Here is a 17141-nt window from a genome sequence, read left to right as displayed (position 1 = left end):
GGCCTACGATCGCACGGGTGACCGACCGTTCCGTGGCCGTGCGGCGCCGCGTGGCGACGGTGCCGGTCGACGACCGCGAGCCGACGCCGGGCAGCCACCCGCTCGGTCAGGAGCCGCCGCTGGCCCCCGCGCCGCCGGTGTCGCCCGCCAGCCTGGGCCCCCCGCCGCCCACCGACCGCGTCCGCGGCTGGATCGTCGCGATCACCCTCGCACTGGTGGCGCTCGTCGTCCGCTTCACCGACCTGGGCCGGATCACCGACGGCGGCACGCCGGTCTTCGACGAGAAGCACTACGTCCCGCAGGCCTGGCAGATGCTGCGCAACGGCGGCGTCGAGGACAACCCGGGCTTCGAGCTCATCGTGCACCCGCCGCTGGGCAAGCAGCTCATCGCACTGGGCGAGTTCCTCTTCGGCTACGACGGCTTCGGCTGGCGCGCCGCGGCCGCGTTCTCCGGCACGCTCGCCGTGCTGCTGATCGTGCGGGTCGCGCGGCGGCTGACGCGCTCGACGCTGCTCGGCGCGATCGCTGGCGTCCTGCTGATCTGCGACGGGCTCTCGCACGTCCAGTCCCGCATGGGCATGCTCGACGCCTTCGCGGCGCTGTTCGTCCTCGCCGCGTTCGCCACCCTGCTCCGCGACCGCGACGACGTCCGCGAGCGGATGGCGCTCGTCGTCGCCCAGGGGCGGATCGGCGACAGCCCCAACGGCCCGCGGCTGGGCTGGCGCTGGTGGCGCCTGGCCACCGGCGTGCTGCTCGGGCTGGGGTGCGCGGTCAAGTGGTCGGGGCTGTACTGGCTGGCCGCGTTCGCCGTGCTCGCCGTGCTCTGGGACCTCACCGCGCGCCGGACCGCGGGCGTCGAGCGGCCGTGGAAGGGCACGATCGTCCGCGACCTCGGGCCCGCGCTGTGGGCGCTCGCGCTCGTGCCGGTGCTCGCCTACCTCGCCGGCTGGTGGGCCTGGTTCGGCAACGAGACCGCGATCGACCGCTACGCCTCCTCCGGCCCCGCGTTCCTGCCGCCCGCCCTGCGCGCGCTGGCCTACTACAGCGGGCAGGTCCTCGACTTCCACGCCGGCCTGACCACGGCCGTCAGCGGCGAGCACCCGTGGGAGTCGAAGCCCTGGTCGTGGCCGATGGGGCTGCGCCCGATGCTCTACTACTTCGCCTCGGGCGACCAGGTCACCGGCTGCGGCACCGACGACTGCATCAGCGCCGTCATGCTCATCGGCACCCCCGCGCTCTGGTGGCCCGCGTTCGGCGTGCTCGGCTGGGCGCTCTGGCGCGTCATCACCCGCCACGACTGGCGCTACGCCGCCGTCCTCGTCGGGTACGGCGCCGGCATCGTGCCGTGGCTGTTCAACATCGACCGGCAGATGTACTTCTTCTACATGACACCCGTCGTGCCGTTCCTGGTGCTGGGCACGGTGCTCGTGATGGGCGAGATGCTCGGGCGGTCGACCGCGCCGCGCGAGCGCCGCCAGACCGGGGTGCTGCTCGTCGGGCTGTGGGTGGGGCTCGTCGTCGCCAACTTCGCCTGGATGTGGCCGATCATGAACGGCCTGCCGATCACCCAGGAGATGTGGGACGCCCAGCTCTGGCTGCCGTCGTGGCGGGCCAAGGGCTGACCGCTCACCCCCGTGCGAGCAGCGCGCTGGCGGTCAGGGCGAGCCCCGCGCCGGCCATCTGGGCGGCTGTGAGCCGCTCGTGCAGCACCACGCGCGCGAGCAGGACCACGACCACGGGGTAGAGCGAGACGAGCACGGCGCTGACGCCCAGGTCGCCCAGCCGCGTGGCCAGCAGGAACAGCACGTTGGCCAGCGAGTCGAACACCCCGCTGACGGCGACGAGCACCACCACCCCGCGCGTCCCGCGCCCCAGCGCCCGCTCGCGCCCCAGCCGGACGCACAGCCCGGCGATGAGCAGCACGAGCAGCGTCACCGACACCACGCGCCCGGCCAGCAGCGGCCACAGCCCGGAGCCCTCGGGCGTGGCGTCGAGACCCACGAAGAACAGCCCGAACCCGGCCCCGGACGCGAGCCCGAGCAGGATCCCGCGGACGGCGACGGCGTCGCGCGTGCCCCCGGTTGCCAGCACGATCGCCGCCAGCGCGACGACGAGCCCGGTGACGGCGGCCGCGCCGAGGCGCTCGCCGCCCGCCAGCCCGACGAGCAGCGGCAGCCCGGCCCCGACCACGGCCGACAGCGGCGCGACCACCCCCATCGGCCCGACGGCGAGCCCGCGGAAGTACAGCAGCAGCCCGGACGCCCCGGCGATCCCCGCGAGCGCCCCCGTCCCCAGCGCCGCGGCCGACGGCTCGCCGGGCACCAGGAGTACCGCCGGGACCAGCGCGAGCAGCCCCAGGAACTGCGCGCCCGCCGTGACGGCGAGGACGGCGGCGCGCCGGGCGGCGAGACCACCGGCGAAGTCGGCGACCCCGTAGGCGAGGGCGGCGGGCAGGGCGACGGCGGCGGGCACGACGCCGAGTGTCGCACCGGCCAGCGCGGCCGATCAGCAGGTGGCGCCGCGGTGCACCGGGTCGACCAGCAGCGTCCCGGCCTCCACGCGCGAGACGAACGCGCACGACCCGACGCGCACCTCGACCTCGTCGGTCCCGCGGAACGCCACCGCGTCCGGCGCGCCGCCCTCCGGCACGCCCTCCCACACCGGCGACTCCTGCTCGAACGGCCCGTCGCCGGCCCGCAGGACGACGCGGTGCACCGGGTCGATCGTGAACGCCGCCCCCTCCAGCACGACGAGCCGCTGGTCGCCCGACGCCACCTCCGACACCACCGCGCCGGGCTCGTCGAGGTCGATCGCGAGCCAGGCGGTGATGCCCCAGCCGACGGCGGCGATCCCGCCGAGCACCAGCACGATCAGCCGGGCGAACCAGAGCTTCACGGCCACCGTCAGCGCGATCGTGACCAGCAGGATCGTCAGCAGCACCGTGCCCGCGACGAACCACCGCACGTGGCGCAGGTGGAAGGGGTCGAGCACCGCGAGCCCGGCGAGCAGCGCCGCCAGTACCCCCAGCGCCGCGAGGACCAGTGCACGGCGCAGGGTCGTCATCCCGGGAGCCTAGACAGGCCACGGCATCGACCGGCGTGCCGGCCGCCACACCACCCGCCGCCGGGCGGCGTCAGCTGCCGAGCACTTCGACGGTCGCGTCGTAGAGGTAGGCCTCGGTCTCGTACTCCTCGTACATGTCGTACTGGACCGGAGGCGGCCCCTCGTTCTCCCGGAACAGGTGGTACTGGCCGACGGTGCCGACCACGCGGACCACCTGCCCCTGGATGGCGTCGACAGGTCCGGTCGTGCGCACCAGCAGGCTGTCCTCCCCGTAGTCCCGACCCGCGAGCTCGAGGTGGCGCGGGTCGAGGACGTCGGTCACCTCGGCGCTCACGGTGACGCGCTGCCCGAGGTACTCCCCCTCGTAGAAGTTCTGCGCCTCCTGCACCTCGCCGACGGTCACGCCCTGTTCGGGTCCGGCCGTCCCGGCGTCGTCCCCGCACCCGGTGAGGACTGCGGCGCAGGCAGCGGCCACGAGGGCACCCCGGCCGCGGCCCGACATCGCTCCCATGCCTGTGACTACCACGCACCGACGCGGGTAATCGGGACAGGCACGGGTAATCGGGACGTATGGGAACACAGCGCAGGCCGCCCTGGGCCGTGACGCTCACGCTCGGCGCCGTCCTGGTGGCCGGGGCCGCGGGTTGCGGCGCCGGCCAGGTGGCGGGCACGGCGGAGCAGGTGACGTCCTCTCCGGGAACGGTCGGGGAGGTCGGACAGGTCCAGGTCAGGGATATGCAGTTCGTCTGGTCCGATCCGGTGGTCGGCGACGAGGTCTACGCGGTGGGCGCGGACGTGCCGCTCCAGGTCACGATCATCAACGAGGACGACGCCGGCCTGGGCGGGGCGGACCGGCTCGTCGCGGTGTCCAGCCCCATCGCGACGTCCGGGCTGGTCGTCGGCGACGCCACGCTGTCCGACGGGCAGCAGCTCGTGGCCGGTTACGACGGGCCGGTCTCGTCGATCAGCCGGGAGGGCGCCCGCGAGGTGGACATCGTGCTCGAGGGGCTCACCGCACCGATCCGGGCCGGTCTCACCTACCCGGTGGTCCTCACGTTCGCGGAGGCGGGCGAGCTGGCGCTGCAGGTGGGTGTGGAGAACCCCGCCGTCCTGCCGCCCCGTGCCTACGAGCCCGAGGACGACCCGGCGGTCCTCGGGACCGGCCCCGGACCCGGGGTGGTGCCCGATGACGAGTAGGCGCGCACTGGCCGTCGTGGCGCTCGCCGCCGTCCTGACCGGCTGCACGACCCCCACCCCGGCCGACCCCGCCCCGCCCGCCCCCGCCCCGACCGCCCCCACCCCGACGGGTCCGGCGGGCGTCAGCACGGCCGACGTCGTGGCCCGCCTGGCCCCGAGCGTGGTCACCGTCCGCACCGAGCAGGGTGCGGGGAGCGGGGTCGTCTACCGCGAGGACGTCGTGTTGACGAACCAGCACGTCGTCGGCGACGCCACCGACGTCGTGATCGACTATGCCGACGGCACCTCCTCCCCCGGCACGGTGCTCGCGACCGACCGGATCACCGACCTCGCCGTCGTGCGCACGGAGCGCACCGGCCTCCCTGTCCCCGAGTACCGCACGGCGCTGCCCCGGCCCGGCGAGGAGGTGCTGGCGATCGGCAGCCCGCTGGGCTTCGAGGGCTCGGTCACGTCCGGCATCGTGTCCGGGCTGGACAGGCAGATCCCCGGATCCGCTGCGCAGTCCCGCGCCCTCGTCGACCTCATCCAGGTCGACGCCGCGATCTCCCCCGGCAACTCCGGCGGCGCACTGCTCGACGCGACCGGGCGCGTCATCGGCATCAACGAGGCCTACATCCCCCCCTCCGTGGGCGCGGTCTCGATCGGGTTCGCCATCCCGGCCTCGACCGCTGTCGACATCGCCGAACAGCTGCTCGCCGACGGTGTCGCCGTCCACCCCTACCTGGGCGTCCGCCTCGCCCCGCTCACCCCGGAGCTGCGCGAGGGTCTCGGTGTGGCCGCGGAGGGGGGAGCACTCGTGACAGCCGTCGCCCAGGGCGGCCCGGCCGCCACGGCGGGCGTCGAGCCCGGTGACGTGATCGTCGAGCTCGCCGGGACGGCGATCACCTCGATCGAGGACGTGCTCGGCACCCTCCGCGACACCGAGCCCGGCCGCGAGGTCGGCGTCTCCGTGGTGCGTGAGGGAACGCAGGTGGACCTGCAACTGACGGTCGGCACGGAGCCGATGTCCTGACCTGTCCGCGCCCGGGTGCCGCCGGGTCCACCACCGCGACCGTTTCACGTGTCCGGCCAGGGGTAACACCAGCGCCATGACCCGTCCGGGCCTGTCCGACGTCTCGTCCCGCGGTCCTCGCCGCCGCCCCCCCGCGACGCCCGGGTCGTCTCCGGCGGTCCGTACGACCGGGCCGTCGTGAGCGTCGCACCGTGGCCGCTGCTGCCCAGCGTCCTGGCCCTGGCCGCCATGGCCGTGGTGATCGTGCTGGCCGGGGTGCGGCTGACCCGCATCGCCGAGACTCTGTCCGACCGCACCGGGCTCGGGGACGCGGTCGGCGGCGCACTGCTGCTGGGCGCAGTCACCTCGCTACCGGGCAACGTCACGGTCGTGACCGGGGCGCTGGGCGGGGACGCGGGTTTCGCCCTGGCCAACCCGCTCGGCGGCATCGCGCTGCAGACGGTCTGGCTGGCCATCGCCGACCTCGTCTACCGGCGGGCGAACCTGGAACACGCCGCCGCGTCCCTGCAGAACGTGCTGCAGTCCATCGTCCTCAGCGCGATGCTGGCCGTGCCGGTGCTCGCCTACGCCACACCGACCCTGACCCTGGGCTGGGTCCACCCCCTGACGCTGCTCATCCCGGCGCTGTACGGCTACGGCCTGGTCCTGCTCCGCCAGATGCAGCGGGCGCCGATGTGGCAACCGACCCGGACGGAGCAGACCGCGGACGCGGACGCGGGCGACGCCGTCGAGAACAGCAACGCCGAGGATCCGGGCGGTCCCGGCTCCGGCGACGAGACGTCCACCGCGCGCCTGTGGGCGGCGCTCGCCGCGCTCGGGCTGCTCGTCGGGGCGGCCGGGTGGGTCGTCGGCCGGGCGGGGCTGTCGGTGGTGGCCGGCACCGGGTTGGAGGGCGGCATCATCGGGTTCACCCTGACCACGGCGGTCAGCTCGCTGCCCGAACTGGTGGTGCTCGTGACGGCCGTCCGGCTCGGGCACCTCACCCTGGGCGTCGGCAACATCATCGGCGGCAACGTGTTCGACATGCTGATGGTCGCGCTGGCGGACGTCGCCTACCTCCGGGGGTCGCTCTACAGCGATGCCGGTCCGACCGGCCTCATCCTCCTCGGGGGGACCCTGCTGATGAGCGCCACCCTCGCCGCCGGTCTGGTGATGCGGGAACGCCGCTGGATCGGCTTCGAGGGCGTCTCGATCCCGGCGATCTACGTCGGGACCATCCTGCTCGCGATCGGGACGTGACCTCCGCCGGTCGTCAGCGCGGCGTCCCGGGCGTGGCCCCGGCCGAGCGCACCAGGTCGGCCAGGGCACGCGGCGCCGCGAACGGCAGCGCGTGCGAGGAGTCCAGCTCGGCGAACTCACCGCGGGGGATGCGCGCGGCCACCCTGCGCGCGAAGGGAGGGGGCACGAGGTGGTCCCGGGTGCCCCGCACGACCAGCGTCGGCACCGTCAGGTCGGCCGCCCGCTCCAGCACCGGGACCTCCAGCAGGACGCGCAGGTCGGCCCACCCCTTGGGAACGGAGGCCCGGAGCACGTCGACGAGCACCATGGCCAGGTAGCGCGGCGGCTCGTGCCGCATCGCACGGGCGAAGCGGAGCACGAGCGGCACCGGGCTCCGGGCCCGCGGCGCGAGGACCGGGCTCGTGAGGACGAGCCGCTCGACGAGGTCGGGAGCCCGCAGCGCGAGCTCGATCGCGACGATGCAACCGAACGAGTTCGCCACCACCGTCGCCGGGCCGGTCATCCGCTCCATGAGCCGCCGGAGGGTTCCGGCGAGCTCGTCGAGCGACAGCGGTCCGGCGGCGCGGGGGCTCCGCCCGGTGCCGGGCAGGTCGGGCGCCACGACGAGGCGGTCCGAGGCCAGCTCGGCGCCCAGCGGCTCCAGGTAGCGCGACGAGGAGCCCAGCCCGGGCACCAGCAGCGCCGGGGTCGCGCACGCCCCGCCCGGCCGACCGGTCCGGACGTGCAGGCGCAGCGCTCCGACCTCGACGGTGCCGGCTGCGAGCCGGGGCCGCCCGGTCACCCGTCGTCCCTGGGGACGGGACCGAGGCGCAGGCACGCCAGCAGCCACGGCACCGCGAACAGCAGGCTCGCGAGGACGTCCGTGGGATGGTGCATGCCGAAGTAGAGCCGGGCGCTCCCCACGCAGGCCACGGCCACCACCGGCACCAGGACGAGCGGCCATCGCCGTCCCGTCGCGATCCTGCGGGCCGCCAGCAGGGCCGCGAGCCCGTACAGACAGACGGTCGCGGACACGTGACCGGACGGAAAGCTCGAGGTGGGCGGCACCAGCAGGCCCAGGTGCCCGACGTCCGGGCGCGGCCGTCCGACGACGGCCGCGGTGACCAGGAACAGCGCCAGCTCGCCGCCGAGCACCAGCACGACCAGGAACACCGGCCGGGCGCTGCGCGTGGCGACGGTCATCAGGACGGCGATCGTGAGCGCGCCGGCCACGACCGTCGGGGTGTCCCCCAGTGCGCCGAACACCCCGGCGACCGAGGTCAGCAGCGGGGTCCGGATCGCCACGAACCACCCGGTGACGGCCGCGTCGAACCGCTGGACCGCCGCCACCGTCACCAGCGTGCCCGCGCCGAGGAGCGCGCCCAGCAGGAGCAGCCAGAGCGCGGCGAGCGCACCCGCCCGCGGCCACGCCGGCCGGGCCGGCCGCACCCGACCCGCCTCGACGGGCCGGTACGGCCCGGCGGCCGCCAGGCGACCCCGGTGGCCGAAGGCGGCGGTGGTGACGGCCAGCCACCCCGCGCCGAGCGCGCCCCCGAGCAGGACCGGGGCCGGCGGGTCAGCCAGGGCGAGACGGGTGAGCCCGACGAGGACGACGAGCGCGACCGCGACCGCGGCGGCGCTGCGCCGCCACCGCGGCGGCACGGCCGGAGTGAGGACGACCAGCAACAGCCCGTAGGCCACCGCCGCGGACAGCGTGTGCTCCCCGGGCGCGCGGGTCCCGAGTGCGGCGGCCACCGCTGCGGTTCCGGCGCCGAGCACGACCGCCCCGATCCCGGTCAGGGCGACGTAGCCGGCCAGGCGGCGCCGCCCGTGCAGCAGCAGTGCAGCACCCAGCAGGCCGAGCACCACCGCGGCCGCCACGGGGCTGCCCAGCCCGGTCGCCTCCCGGGCGACGCCGAGCAACCCGGGAACGCCCGACACCGCCTGCTGCAGGCCCCCTGCCACGCGCTGCTCCGCCGCGGCCGTGCCGGCGAGCAGGGTGCCCACGGCCACCCCCGCGACGAGCAGTACGAGCAACCCCGCCCCGCTGTACACGGCGGCCCCGCGGTGGGGCGTGCCCTCGACCTCCCGGGTGTCTGCATCGGCCAACGTCGGCACCCGGCTCCTCCTGCGCGGTCCGCGCGTGCGGGCGCGGTCCCGTCCGCGCCGACCCCCGGGTGCCCACCGGGCCGGGGCCTATCCGTCAGGGACGGCCTCGTCAGGCAGATGTCAGGTGGACGCTCCACATCGTCGGCTTCGTCGCGTCGACGATCGCCACGCGGAGCCGGACGGGCAGCCCGACCTACGACCGTCGACGCGGAGTTCGTCCGCCACGACCGGTCCGCGGAGTCCCGGACGTACGCGGAGCGCCGCTCCCGGAGGTCGGTGGAGACCCCTCCCCTCCAGCTCACGCGACGCTGGTCGACCCCACCACGGGAGGGTTCCGGCCCAGCCGCAATCGGCCGGTGACGTGACGCGATGGCGGGTAGCCGGTGGGGGAAGCCCGCCGACCGAAGGCGAGGACAGGAGTCGACGTGGAGCAACCCGGGCCCGGAACGACCCGCCGCACTCTGGAGACGCTGATCGGCACACCGTTCGAGGAGGGCAACGCGGTGCAGGTGCTGCACGACGGGGACGCCGTGTTCGCGGCCCTCCTCGGCGCGGTGCGGGACGCCGTCCGCTCGGTCGACCTGCTGTGGTTCGTCTGGGAGCCCGCACCGGTCACCGACGAGGTGGTCGACGCACTGGCCGCGGCCGGTCGTCGTGGGGTGCGGGTGCGGGTGCTGCTCGACTCCTTCGGCGCCCTGCCCGCCGAGCGCTCGCGGGTCCGGGCGCTGCGGGCCGCGGGGTGCGAGGTGGCCTTCTACAAGCCGCTGCTCACCTGGCGGGTCACGACGATCAACCGCCGGGTCCACCGGCGCGTGCTGGTGTGCGACGAGGAGGTCGGCCTCACCGGCGGCACGGGGATCGCCCACGGATGGACCGGCCGCGCCCAGGACCCCGACCACTACCGCGACACCGCGGTCCTGGTGCGCGGCCCGGCGGTGACCGGGCTGCGCACGGCGTTCGCCCTGGCGTGGCAGCAGACGCCGTACCCCCTCGTCACTCCGGCCGACCGGTTCCCCGCGGTCGGGCGGCCGGGGAGCACGGCGGCCGCGGTCCTGCGCGCGTCGTCCCAGGCGGGGTGGAACGAGGCGGCACTGGCCGTCCGGGCCCTGCTGCAGGTCGCCCGCCGGCGGGTGCGCGTCACCTCGCCCTACGTCCGGCTCGACGGCCGGTTCCACCGGATGCTCGCGGCCACCACGGCCCGGGGGGTTCAGGTGCAGGTGCTGGTCACCGGCGACCACTCGGACCGGCCCGTCGTCCAGTGGCAGAGCGAGCCCCATCTCGGGCGGCTGCTCGACGCCGGCGTCGAGGTCTGGACCCACCGGCCGACGATGATGCACGCCAAGGTGCTCACGGTCGACGGCCGGTGGGCGATGGTCGGGACGACCAACCTGGACCAGCGGTCACTGACGCTGAACGAGCAGGTGGGGCTCGTCGTCGACGATCCGGACATCGCAGGTGAGCTCGACGGCCGGTTCGGCGCCGACCTGGAGCGCAGCGACCGGTTGGACCCCGGCGAATGGCGCGACCGGGCCGGGCTGCGCCGCCTGCGCGCGGCACTGGCCGATCTGGCCGGGGCCCCGTTCCGCGGCGCGGGCGGTGCCGGCCTCACCCGGCCCGGGTCCGCACGGGCCGCACGGCGTGCGGCGGCGGCGCGGGGCCGGTGACGCCGGGCGTCCGGCCCGCTGCGGCCGGCATGAACGAGATGGTCACGACGCGCAGCCGTACGACCATGTCACCGGGGTACTCCGCCGACATGGGAGCGACCTCTGCCGATCGTCGACACGCCCGAGATCCCCGGAGTCCCGGGGTCCGGCCACCGGGCCGCCGTCGCGCCGCGTCCCGCCGGCTGACGGCCCTCGCCTGCGGCGCGGCCGTCGCGCTGACCGGGTGCGGAGCCGCGGGCGGCGGGCCACCGCCGGTGGTCGGGGTCGGCCCCGGCACCTACGGTGCCGCCTGCCCGTGGACGGTACCGGCTTCCCCGGTACCGCCGCGGACCTGATCGACGCCGCCGCCACCGGTGACGATCCCCTCCTCGCGACGACCGCCCGCGCGCTCGACGCGACCGGTCTGGACGCCGCGCTCGACGACCCCGTCGCGCGGTACACGGTGTTCGCCCCGGCCGACGCCGCGTTCGACGCGCTCCCGCCCGGCACGGTGCAGCGGTGGCTCGCCGACCCGCGCGAGGAGTTGTTCGGCGTGCTGGCCCGCCACGTCGTCGTCCCGCGGCTCGACGCCGATGCCCTCGCGGCCGGACCCGCGGGCCTGGAGACGCTCGATGACCAGCCGCTCGTGGTCACCGGGACCCCCGCGCGCCTGGTGGTCGACGAGGAGGAGAACGCGGGGGTCCTGTGCGGCAACATCGAGACCACGAACGCGACCGTGTTCGTCGTCGACCACGTGCTGCTGCCCGACGCCCGGCGGTAGCCCGCAGGCGACCCGCTCGGCGCCGTTCGACGCCGGATGACCGCCATACCGGGACGACAGCGACACCGGGACGACAGCGACACCGGGACGACAGTGCGCAGACAGCGCCGACTCCTAGCGTGGATGACGTGACCGGATCGGCACCGCCGACCACGCGGACCCTGCCGGGTTCTCGCACGAGATCCCGCTGCCGGCCGCGCGCCGCGTGGGACACCGGTCCCCGCAGGCGCGGCCCGCGCCTGCACCGAACCCGACCCACCACGTCGGCCCGCACCCGAGAGGCTCGCCCATGACCACCACCACGACCACCACGACCACCACGACGGACGCGCTCGTCGAGCGGCTGTTCGGCGCCGTACTCGCCACCCTCGACCTGCAGTCGGTCTACCTCGGCGACCGGTTGGGCTACTACCGCGCGCTGGCCGGCGCCGGCGCCCTCACCGCGGCCGAGCTGGCCACCCGCACCGCGACCGCGCCGCGCTACACCCGTGAATGGCTCGAGCAGCAGGCCGTCACCGGCATCCTCACCGCGGACGGCGAGCCGGACGCGACGCGGCGGCGGTTCACGCTGCCCGACGGACACGTCGAGCCGCTGACCGCGGTGCTGAGCCCGAACCACGTGGTCCCGCTGGGCCGGTTCGTCGTCGGCGCGGGCAAGCAGATGGATGCGCTCGTCGAGGCCTACCGCTCCGGCGGCGGGGTGAGCTGGGCCGACCACGGCGTCGACGCGCGCGAGGCCCAGGCGGCGGCCAACCGGCCGATGTTCCTGGGCACGCTGGGCACCGCCCACCTGCCCGCCATCCCCGACGTCGACGCCGCGCTGCGTGCCGGTGGCCGGGTCGCCGACATCGGCTGCGGACTGGGCTGGTCCTCGATCGGGATCGCTCTGGCCTACCCCGACACGACGGTCGACGGCTACGACCTCGACGCGCCCTCGGTCGAGGCCGCCCGGCGCAACGCCGCGGAGTCCGGCGTCGGGGACCGGGTGCGCTTCCACGTCGCCGACGCGGCCACCATCGACGACCGCTACGACGTGGTGTTCGCCTTCGAGTGCATCCACGACCTGCCGGACCCGGTCGCCGTGCTCGCCTCGATGCGAACGCTGGCCGGCGACGACGGAACCGTCGTCGTGATGGACGAGCGGGTGGCGGAGACGTTCACCGCGCCCGGCGACGACATCGAGCGCCTGATGTACGGCTACAGCCTGATGTGCTGCCTCGCCGACGGCATGGCGCACCAGCCCTCCGCGGGCACCGGCACCGTGATGCGACCCGCCACCCTGCGTGACTACGCCGTCCGGGCCGGGTTCGACGGCATCGAGGTGCTCGACATCGACGACGACTTCTTCCGCTTCTACCGCCTGGTGAACCGAGGTGGGCCCGGCTCATGAGGTGGGGCGGCCGCCGTCCGGTGACGCAATGCACGGTGCCCTACGGCGCGTCGTCCTGGCGGCCCGCGTGGGTGTCACCGACCGTCGTCACGTTCCTGGGGCACCCGGTCACCGGTGCAGCAGGTCGCGCAGCTGCGGCAGCGCCGCGCGGGCGGCCTCCCGGCCCCGGTCGACCAGCTCGTCGAGCCGGCCGAAGTCGAACAGCCCGAACCCGTCGAGGTGGGGGGTGAGCACGGTGTGCGCGAGCGACCTGACGGGATCGTCCCGACGGCCGCCCGCGATCATCATGGAGCGGGCGATGGTGTCGACGATCGGGGGCAGGGCATCCGGGTCGGCGGGATGTACCCCGAACGGCTGGGCGACGTCGACGGCCAGCACCGGTCCCTCCCGCTCCGCGGCCATCTCCCCGACCGGCAGGTTGTCGAGGACCCCGCCGTCGACGTGCAACCGTTCCCCCACCCGCCGCGGGGGCACGATGCCGGGGATGCGGACCGACAGCCCCACAGCGTCGGCGATCGGCCCGCGACGGTGCACGACCCGCTCGGCCGCCACCAGGTCGACGCTGACCGCGAAGAACCGGCGGCGCTGGTCCTCGATCAGGGCCCCATCGAACAACCGGGCCAGGGACAGCTCGGCCCGGCGCCCGCGGATGAGGGCGTGGCGGGGCCATACCACGTCCCCGAACAGCCGGTGCGGCACCAGCTCGGCGCGGGCCAGGTCGAGCAGCTCGGCCGGGCTCGTCCCGCACGCGAACATGCCGCCGACGACCGCCCCCATGCTGGTGCCGCCGACGCGGTCGATGCGCACCCCGGCCCGGACCAGCTCGTCGAGCACCCCGATGTGGGCCAACCCGCGCGCCCCACCGCCGGACAGCACCACGCCGACCGACCGGACGCCGACCCGTCGCCCCAACCGAACGAGGTCCTCGCGGCACCCGGGCTCGACCAGATGGTGCGCCACCGGCGCCAAGGCGTCGAGCCAGCGCGCGAGCCCCGCGGTCCCGAGCGCCACGAGCCCCACCCCCACCTCGGGGTGCCCGGGCGGTGGCCGCCGCGGGTCGGCCACGACGAGCGGGAGGTCGGCCTGCCGCAGGCCGTAGCGCGCCCACGGGGTGCCGGGCCGGTCGGCGACGATCAGCACCGTGCCGCCGCCCGCCTCGGCGGCGTCGAGGCGCCCGGGCCAGCGGGCCGGATCGGGATCGGGATGGAGGCGGAGCACCGGTGCACCGAGCGCGCCGGGCAGCTCGCGGGCCAACCACGCGATCACCCGCTCCAGGCCGGGGGTGCCGGCCACCAGTGCCAGCACCGACCCTGTGCGACGCGCCCCGACACCGGGGGGCTCCGCCCCGGGGATCCGGCGGGCGAGCTCGCGGACGAGCGCGGCGGAGAACGCGGGCTCGGTGGCGATCAGCCGGTCGACGTCGGCCGTGCTCAGTGCGAGCAGCTCGCTGTCCCGCCGGGCCCGGACGTCGGCCGACCGGCGCCCGCCGGTCAGCATGGCCACCTCGCCGAACGACTCCCCGCGCCCGTGGGCCCGCACGACCAGGCCGTCGAGCACGATCTCGACCCGGCCGGTGCGCACCACGTACAGGGCATCGCCGCGCTCGCCGCGCCGGAACAGCCACTCGCCCGCCCGGACGGTTCGCGGACGGGCCACGGCCGCGAGCTCGGCGACCACCGCGGGCGGCAGCCCGGCGAACAGCGGGACCCCGGTGAGCAGCCGGACACCGTCGGACATCGTCGCGGTGTTCATCCGTCCTCCCCGGCCCGGTCCCCCGCCGAGCCGGTCGGGGTCGCCGCCCGGGCCCGGCGGACGGGGAGTGCGGTGCGCATGGGAGGTTCCTTCGGTCGGTGTCGAACCCCGTCGATCGGAGGCACCCAGCGTCGCCCCGACCCCTGCCACGCCGCTGTCACGCCGATGGCACCTCACCCACCGCGCAGTGCGGCGACGGCCTCGTCGAGTCCGGCCGGCTCGGCGGCCGCTCAGCCCGACCGGTCCGCACCCCTGCCGGCCGGATCGTCCCGGCCGGCACCCCGTGGATCCTCGGGGGCGCCTCGATCGTCACCCGGAGGTGTTCCCGGCCGGTTGTCGCGCTCACCGTCCCCGGCGGTGGAGCTCGACCGCCGGGATCGTGACACCTCCCAGCCGACGTCGTGCTCCGGGCCGTAGCAGCACCATGTGCCGGTGCGGACGGCCGGCCGGAGATGCCGGCCCAGCGCCGGGTGCACGTCATCGATCCGACGCAGTGCCGCCCGGATCCGCTGGGTGACAGCACTGCGGGCGCGCTCGGTCGACCCACCGGACCGGCGCGGGCGCCCGCCCAGGCCCGCGGCGGCGGTGAGCTGGTCGACGAGCAGGTCCAGCTCGGTCCGGGCCGCCTCGGCCCGGCCGCGGTCGCCGTGGCCCTCGGCCTCGGTCAGGTCCTCCTGCAGCTCGCGGACACGGGCCTCGTAGCTGCGTCGGGCTTGCGCGTCGATCACCTCACCGGTGTCGGGCTGCTCGACCGCGGCGCCGAGCAGCTCGGTGCAGCGCACTTCCCGTCCCGGCCGGCTGAGCAGGGTCGCGAGGTCGTGCAGTCCCTTGGCATCGGGAAGCCGGGCCGTCCGGCCGGCGAACGACAGGGACCAGACCGCCCCGTCGAGCCGGAACCGCGCAGGCACCGGATCGGTGATCGCCGCCAGCTCCCGGCGGGCCGACGCCATGATCCGCCGATCGGGCATCGTCGCGGACCGGACCGGCGTCGCGGTGAGGTCGGGCAGCCGATCACGCCACGCCCACTCGTAGAGGGTCAAGGTGCGCGCGGTGCCCGCAGCCTCGCGCAGCGCCGCTGCGCTGTCGGTGTGCCCGACGACGTCGACGAGCTCCGCGATCAAGCGCAGCGTGACCTGCAGCGGCACCGCGTGCCCGATGCGGGCGAACACCTCCAGCGCGACCGCCAGGTTGCGCGCCGCGTCCGCCGTGTCGCCGCGGCGCAGCGCGAGCCCGGCCAGCGTCCAGTGACACGGACCTTCCACCAGGGGGTACTCGGCCGCCCGTGCCCGACGCGCCAGCCGCGTCAGTGTCGTCCGGCCGCGGTCGGGGTCGTCGATCGCCAGAAGGTTGGTACCGGTCAGCGACGCGAGGGCCTCCGGGAAGCCACTACCGGCGGTCACGGCACGGGCGTGTGCCTCCTCGGCCTGCATACCGGCCTCGTCGAGCCGGTTGAGCGCCGCCAGTGCGCTCGCGCGGAACGTGCGCATCTCGCTGGCCCACCCCGGCTCGTCGCCGTCGTCGGCGAGCGCGATGGCTCGTTCGGCCCAGCGCAGCGACGCCGCTGGTCGGCCGGCGAGCAGGTCGTGGAAGTAGAGCGTGCGAAGGGCGAGCACCGCGGCGAACGGGCTGGGGCCGGCGGCGATCACCGCGCGGGCCAGCTCCGCCGCGTGCTGGGTCGACCGGACGACCATGTGCGCGAACGCGGTGATCGCGGCGAACTCCGGCCAGGACTGCGCCCCCGGGTCGGGCCAGCGGCGGAGCAGATCCTCGCCCACAGCGATGACGGGTTCGGGCCGGGCGCCGTGGTGCACCACCACCACGGTGTGGCGGACGAGACGGCCAGCGCGCTCCGGTGTCCGGTCGTGCGCGGCGCACCAGCGCAGGGCGTCCAGCAGGCCCGTCTGCGCGGACCGGGTCGCGGATCCGGCCGGGGGCGCGGTCCCCCACGGGCTTCCGGCCATCTGCTCGACGAGACGGTCGACCCACCGGTCGTGCACCTCGTCGAACTCGCCCCGTTGCACCAGACGCGTGCGGGCGAACGATCGCAGCGTCTCCAGCAGCCCGTACCAGCTCCGCCCGTCCTGCTGCCGCACCGTGATCAGCGACTGGCCGACGAGGTGGTCCAGCCGGTCGGCGACGGTCAGCGCGGAGGTGCCCGCGTCGCCCGCGACCGCGCGGGCCTCGTCGGCGGTGAACCGCCCCGCGAACACCCCGAGCCGGTCGAAGAACCGGGCCGTGGGTTCGGGCAACCGGTCGTACGACCAGCCGATCGCCGCATCGAGGCTCCGGTGCCGGCGCGGACCCCGGCTGCGGCCGAGCACGGCGTGTCTGCTGTCCAGATGGGCCAGGATCTCCGCAGGCGTGAGGCTGCGGGTACGGGCGGCCGCGAGTTCCAGTGCCAGCGGCAGGCCGTCCAGCCGCCTGCACAGGGCGGCGACCGCGGCCGCGCCGTCGCCGTCCAGGACGAGCTCGTGCCCCCCGTCGCGGGCGCGGGTGAGGAGCAGGTCGACAGCGGGTGAACCGGCCACGTCGTCGCCGGACGGAAGCGCCAGCGGGGACAGTGGCACGACCCGTTCGTCGGGCAGGTCGAGCGGTTCGCGGCTGGTGGCGAGGACGGTGAGCTCGGCACACCCGTCGAGCAGCCGCTCGACCGTGTCGGCTGCGGCGTCGCGGACGTGCTCGCAGTTGTCGAGCACCAGCAGCCGCCGGTCGCGCCCGGTACCCAGCAACGCGGCGGCCAGCGACGGGAAGCCCAACGTCGCGGCGACGGCGTCGGCCACCTCGTCGGGCCGGCCGACCTCGGCGAGCTCGCACGTCACCGACGGCGGCGCGCCCGCGGCGACGGCCCGGGCCAGCGCGGTCTTCCCGACGCCCCCCACCCCGGTGACCGTCACCAGGCGGTGGTGCGCCAGGAACTCGCCGAGAGCGGCGATCTCACTGTCCCGACCCACCAGCACCGGGCCAGTGTCGCGTGTG

Annotated in this window: 14 protein-coding genes; 7 read left to right on the top strand and 7 right to left on the bottom strand. The window is 75.6% G+C overall.

Going from position 1 to position 17141, the window contains the following annotated elements; translation table 11 throughout:
• Positions 1–50: 50 nt before the first annotated feature.
• Positions 51–1622, top strand: coding sequence for a dolichyl-phosphate-mannose--protein mannosyltransferase (locus I4I82_RS18380; RefSeq protein ID WP_443690174.1), 1572 nt, complete (start codon positions 51–53; stop codon positions 1620–1622).
• Between the two features lie 4 nt (positions 1623–1626).
• Here I4I82_RS18380 and I4I82_RS18375 read toward each other — a convergent pair whose 3' ends face one another.
• The 3 genes from I4I82_RS18375 to I4I82_RS18365 form a co-directional block, all read right to left on the bottom strand.
• Positions 1627–2472: an EamA family transporter gene (locus tag I4I82_RS18375; protein ID WP_218594363.1), complete on the bottom strand. Its 846-nt coding sequence runs from the start codon at positions 2470–2472 to the stop codon at positions 1627–1629.
• A gap of 33 nt (positions 2473–2505) precedes the next feature.
• Complete coding sequence (locus tag I4I82_RS18370) at positions 2506–3063, bottom strand: hypothetical protein (RefSeq protein WP_218594364.1); 558 nt, start codon at positions 3061–3063, stop codon at positions 2506–2508.
• A 70-nt stretch (positions 3064–3133) separates the two neighbouring features.
• Complete coding sequence (locus tag I4I82_RS18365) at positions 3134–3538, bottom strand: hypothetical protein (RefSeq protein WP_218594365.1); 405 nt, start codon at positions 3536–3538, stop codon at positions 3134–3136.
• Positions 3539–3663: 125 nt separating this feature from the next.
• Here I4I82_RS18365 and I4I82_RS18360 point away from each other — a divergent pair, with 125 nt between their 5' ends.
• The 3 genes from I4I82_RS18360 to I4I82_RS18350 all read left to right on the top strand — a co-directional run bounded on the left by I4I82_RS18360 (position 3664) and on the right by I4I82_RS18350 (position 6511).
• Positions 3664–4260: a copper chaperone PCu(A)C domain-containing protein gene (locus I4I82_RS18360; RefSeq protein WP_218595893.1), complete on the top strand. Its 597-nt coding sequence runs from the start codon at positions 3664–3666 to the stop codon at positions 4258–4260.
• Positions 4250–5272 (top strand): S1C family serine protease, encoded by a 1023-nt coding sequence (locus I4I82_RS18355; protein ID WP_218595892.1) that lies wholly within the window; start codon positions 4250–4252, stop codon positions 5270–5272. The genes I4I82_RS18360 and I4I82_RS18355 overlap by 11 nt, the downstream gene beginning before the upstream one ends.
• A 177-nt stretch (positions 5273–5449) precedes the next feature.
• Complete coding sequence (locus tag I4I82_RS18350) at positions 5450–6511, top strand: sodium:calcium antiporter (RefSeq protein ID WP_218592009.1); 1062 nt, start codon at positions 5450–5452, stop codon at positions 6509–6511.
• 13 nt (positions 6512–6524) lie between these two features.
• On the opposite strand, the gene I4I82_RS18345 is transcribed toward I4I82_RS18350, so the two are convergent.
• Both I4I82_RS18345 and I4I82_RS18340 read right to left on the bottom strand, forming a co-directional pair.
• The gene (locus I4I82_RS18345) at positions 6525–7292 is read right to left on the bottom strand and encodes an alpha/beta fold hydrolase (protein ID WP_218592008.1); all 768 of its coding nucleotides are present in this window, start codon (positions 7290–7292) and stop codon (positions 6525–6527) included.
• Entirely contained in the window at positions 7289–8599 is a 1311-nt protein-coding gene (locus I4I82_RS18340) for a phosphatase PAP2 family protein (RefSeq protein ID WP_218592007.1), read from the bottom strand. Before I4I82_RS18340 ends, I4I82_RS18345 begins: the two co-directional genes overlap by 4 nt.
• Positions 8600–9024: 425 nt before the next feature.
• On the opposite strand from I4I82_RS18340, the gene I4I82_RS18335 reads away from it, so the two are divergent.
• The 3 genes from I4I82_RS18335 to I4I82_RS18325 all read left to right on the top strand — a co-directional run bounded on the left by I4I82_RS18335 (position 9025) and on the right by I4I82_RS18325 (position 12413).
• On the top strand, positions 9025–10263 hold the full coding sequence (locus I4I82_RS18335; RefSeq protein WP_218592006.1) for a phospholipase D-like domain-containing protein: 1239 nt from the start codon (positions 9025–9027) through the stop codon (positions 10261–10263).
• 295 nt (positions 10264–10558) lie between these two features.
• Positions 10559–11023 (top strand): fasciclin domain-containing protein, encoded by a 465-nt coding sequence (locus I4I82_RS18330; RefSeq protein ID WP_218592005.1) that lies wholly within the window; start codon positions 10559–10561, stop codon positions 11021–11023.
• A gap of 289 nt (positions 11024–11312) precedes the next feature.
• Entirely contained in the window at positions 11313–12413 is a 1101-nt protein-coding gene (locus I4I82_RS18325) for a class I SAM-dependent methyltransferase (RefSeq protein WP_218592004.1), read from the top strand.
• Between the two features lie 108 nt (positions 12414–12521).
• On the opposite strand, the gene I4I82_RS34635 is transcribed toward I4I82_RS18325, so the two are convergent.
• The gene (locus tag I4I82_RS34635; RefSeq protein WP_218592003.1) at positions 12522–14165 is read right to left on the bottom strand and encodes a patatin-like phospholipase family protein; all 1644 of its coding nucleotides are present in this window, start codon (positions 14163–14165) and stop codon (positions 12522–12524) included.
• A 230-nt stretch (positions 14166–14395) separates the two neighbouring features.
• On the bottom strand, positions 14396–17122 hold the full coding sequence (locus I4I82_RS18310; RefSeq protein ID WP_218592002.1) for an ATP-binding protein: 2727 nt from the start codon (positions 17120–17122) through the stop codon (positions 14396–14398).
• Positions 17123–17141 lie beyond the last annotated feature (19 nt).

The sequence above is a fragment of the Pseudonocardia oceani genome (genome assembly GCF_019263585.2).
In the GTDB taxonomy this organism is placed as follows: Bacteria; Actinomycetota; Actinomycetes; order Mycobacteriales; family Pseudonocardiaceae; genus Pseudonocardia; species Pseudonocardia oceani.
The sequence above is the reverse complement of the archived record's forward strand: the minus strand, read 5'-3'. Positions and strand labels throughout refer to the sequence as shown.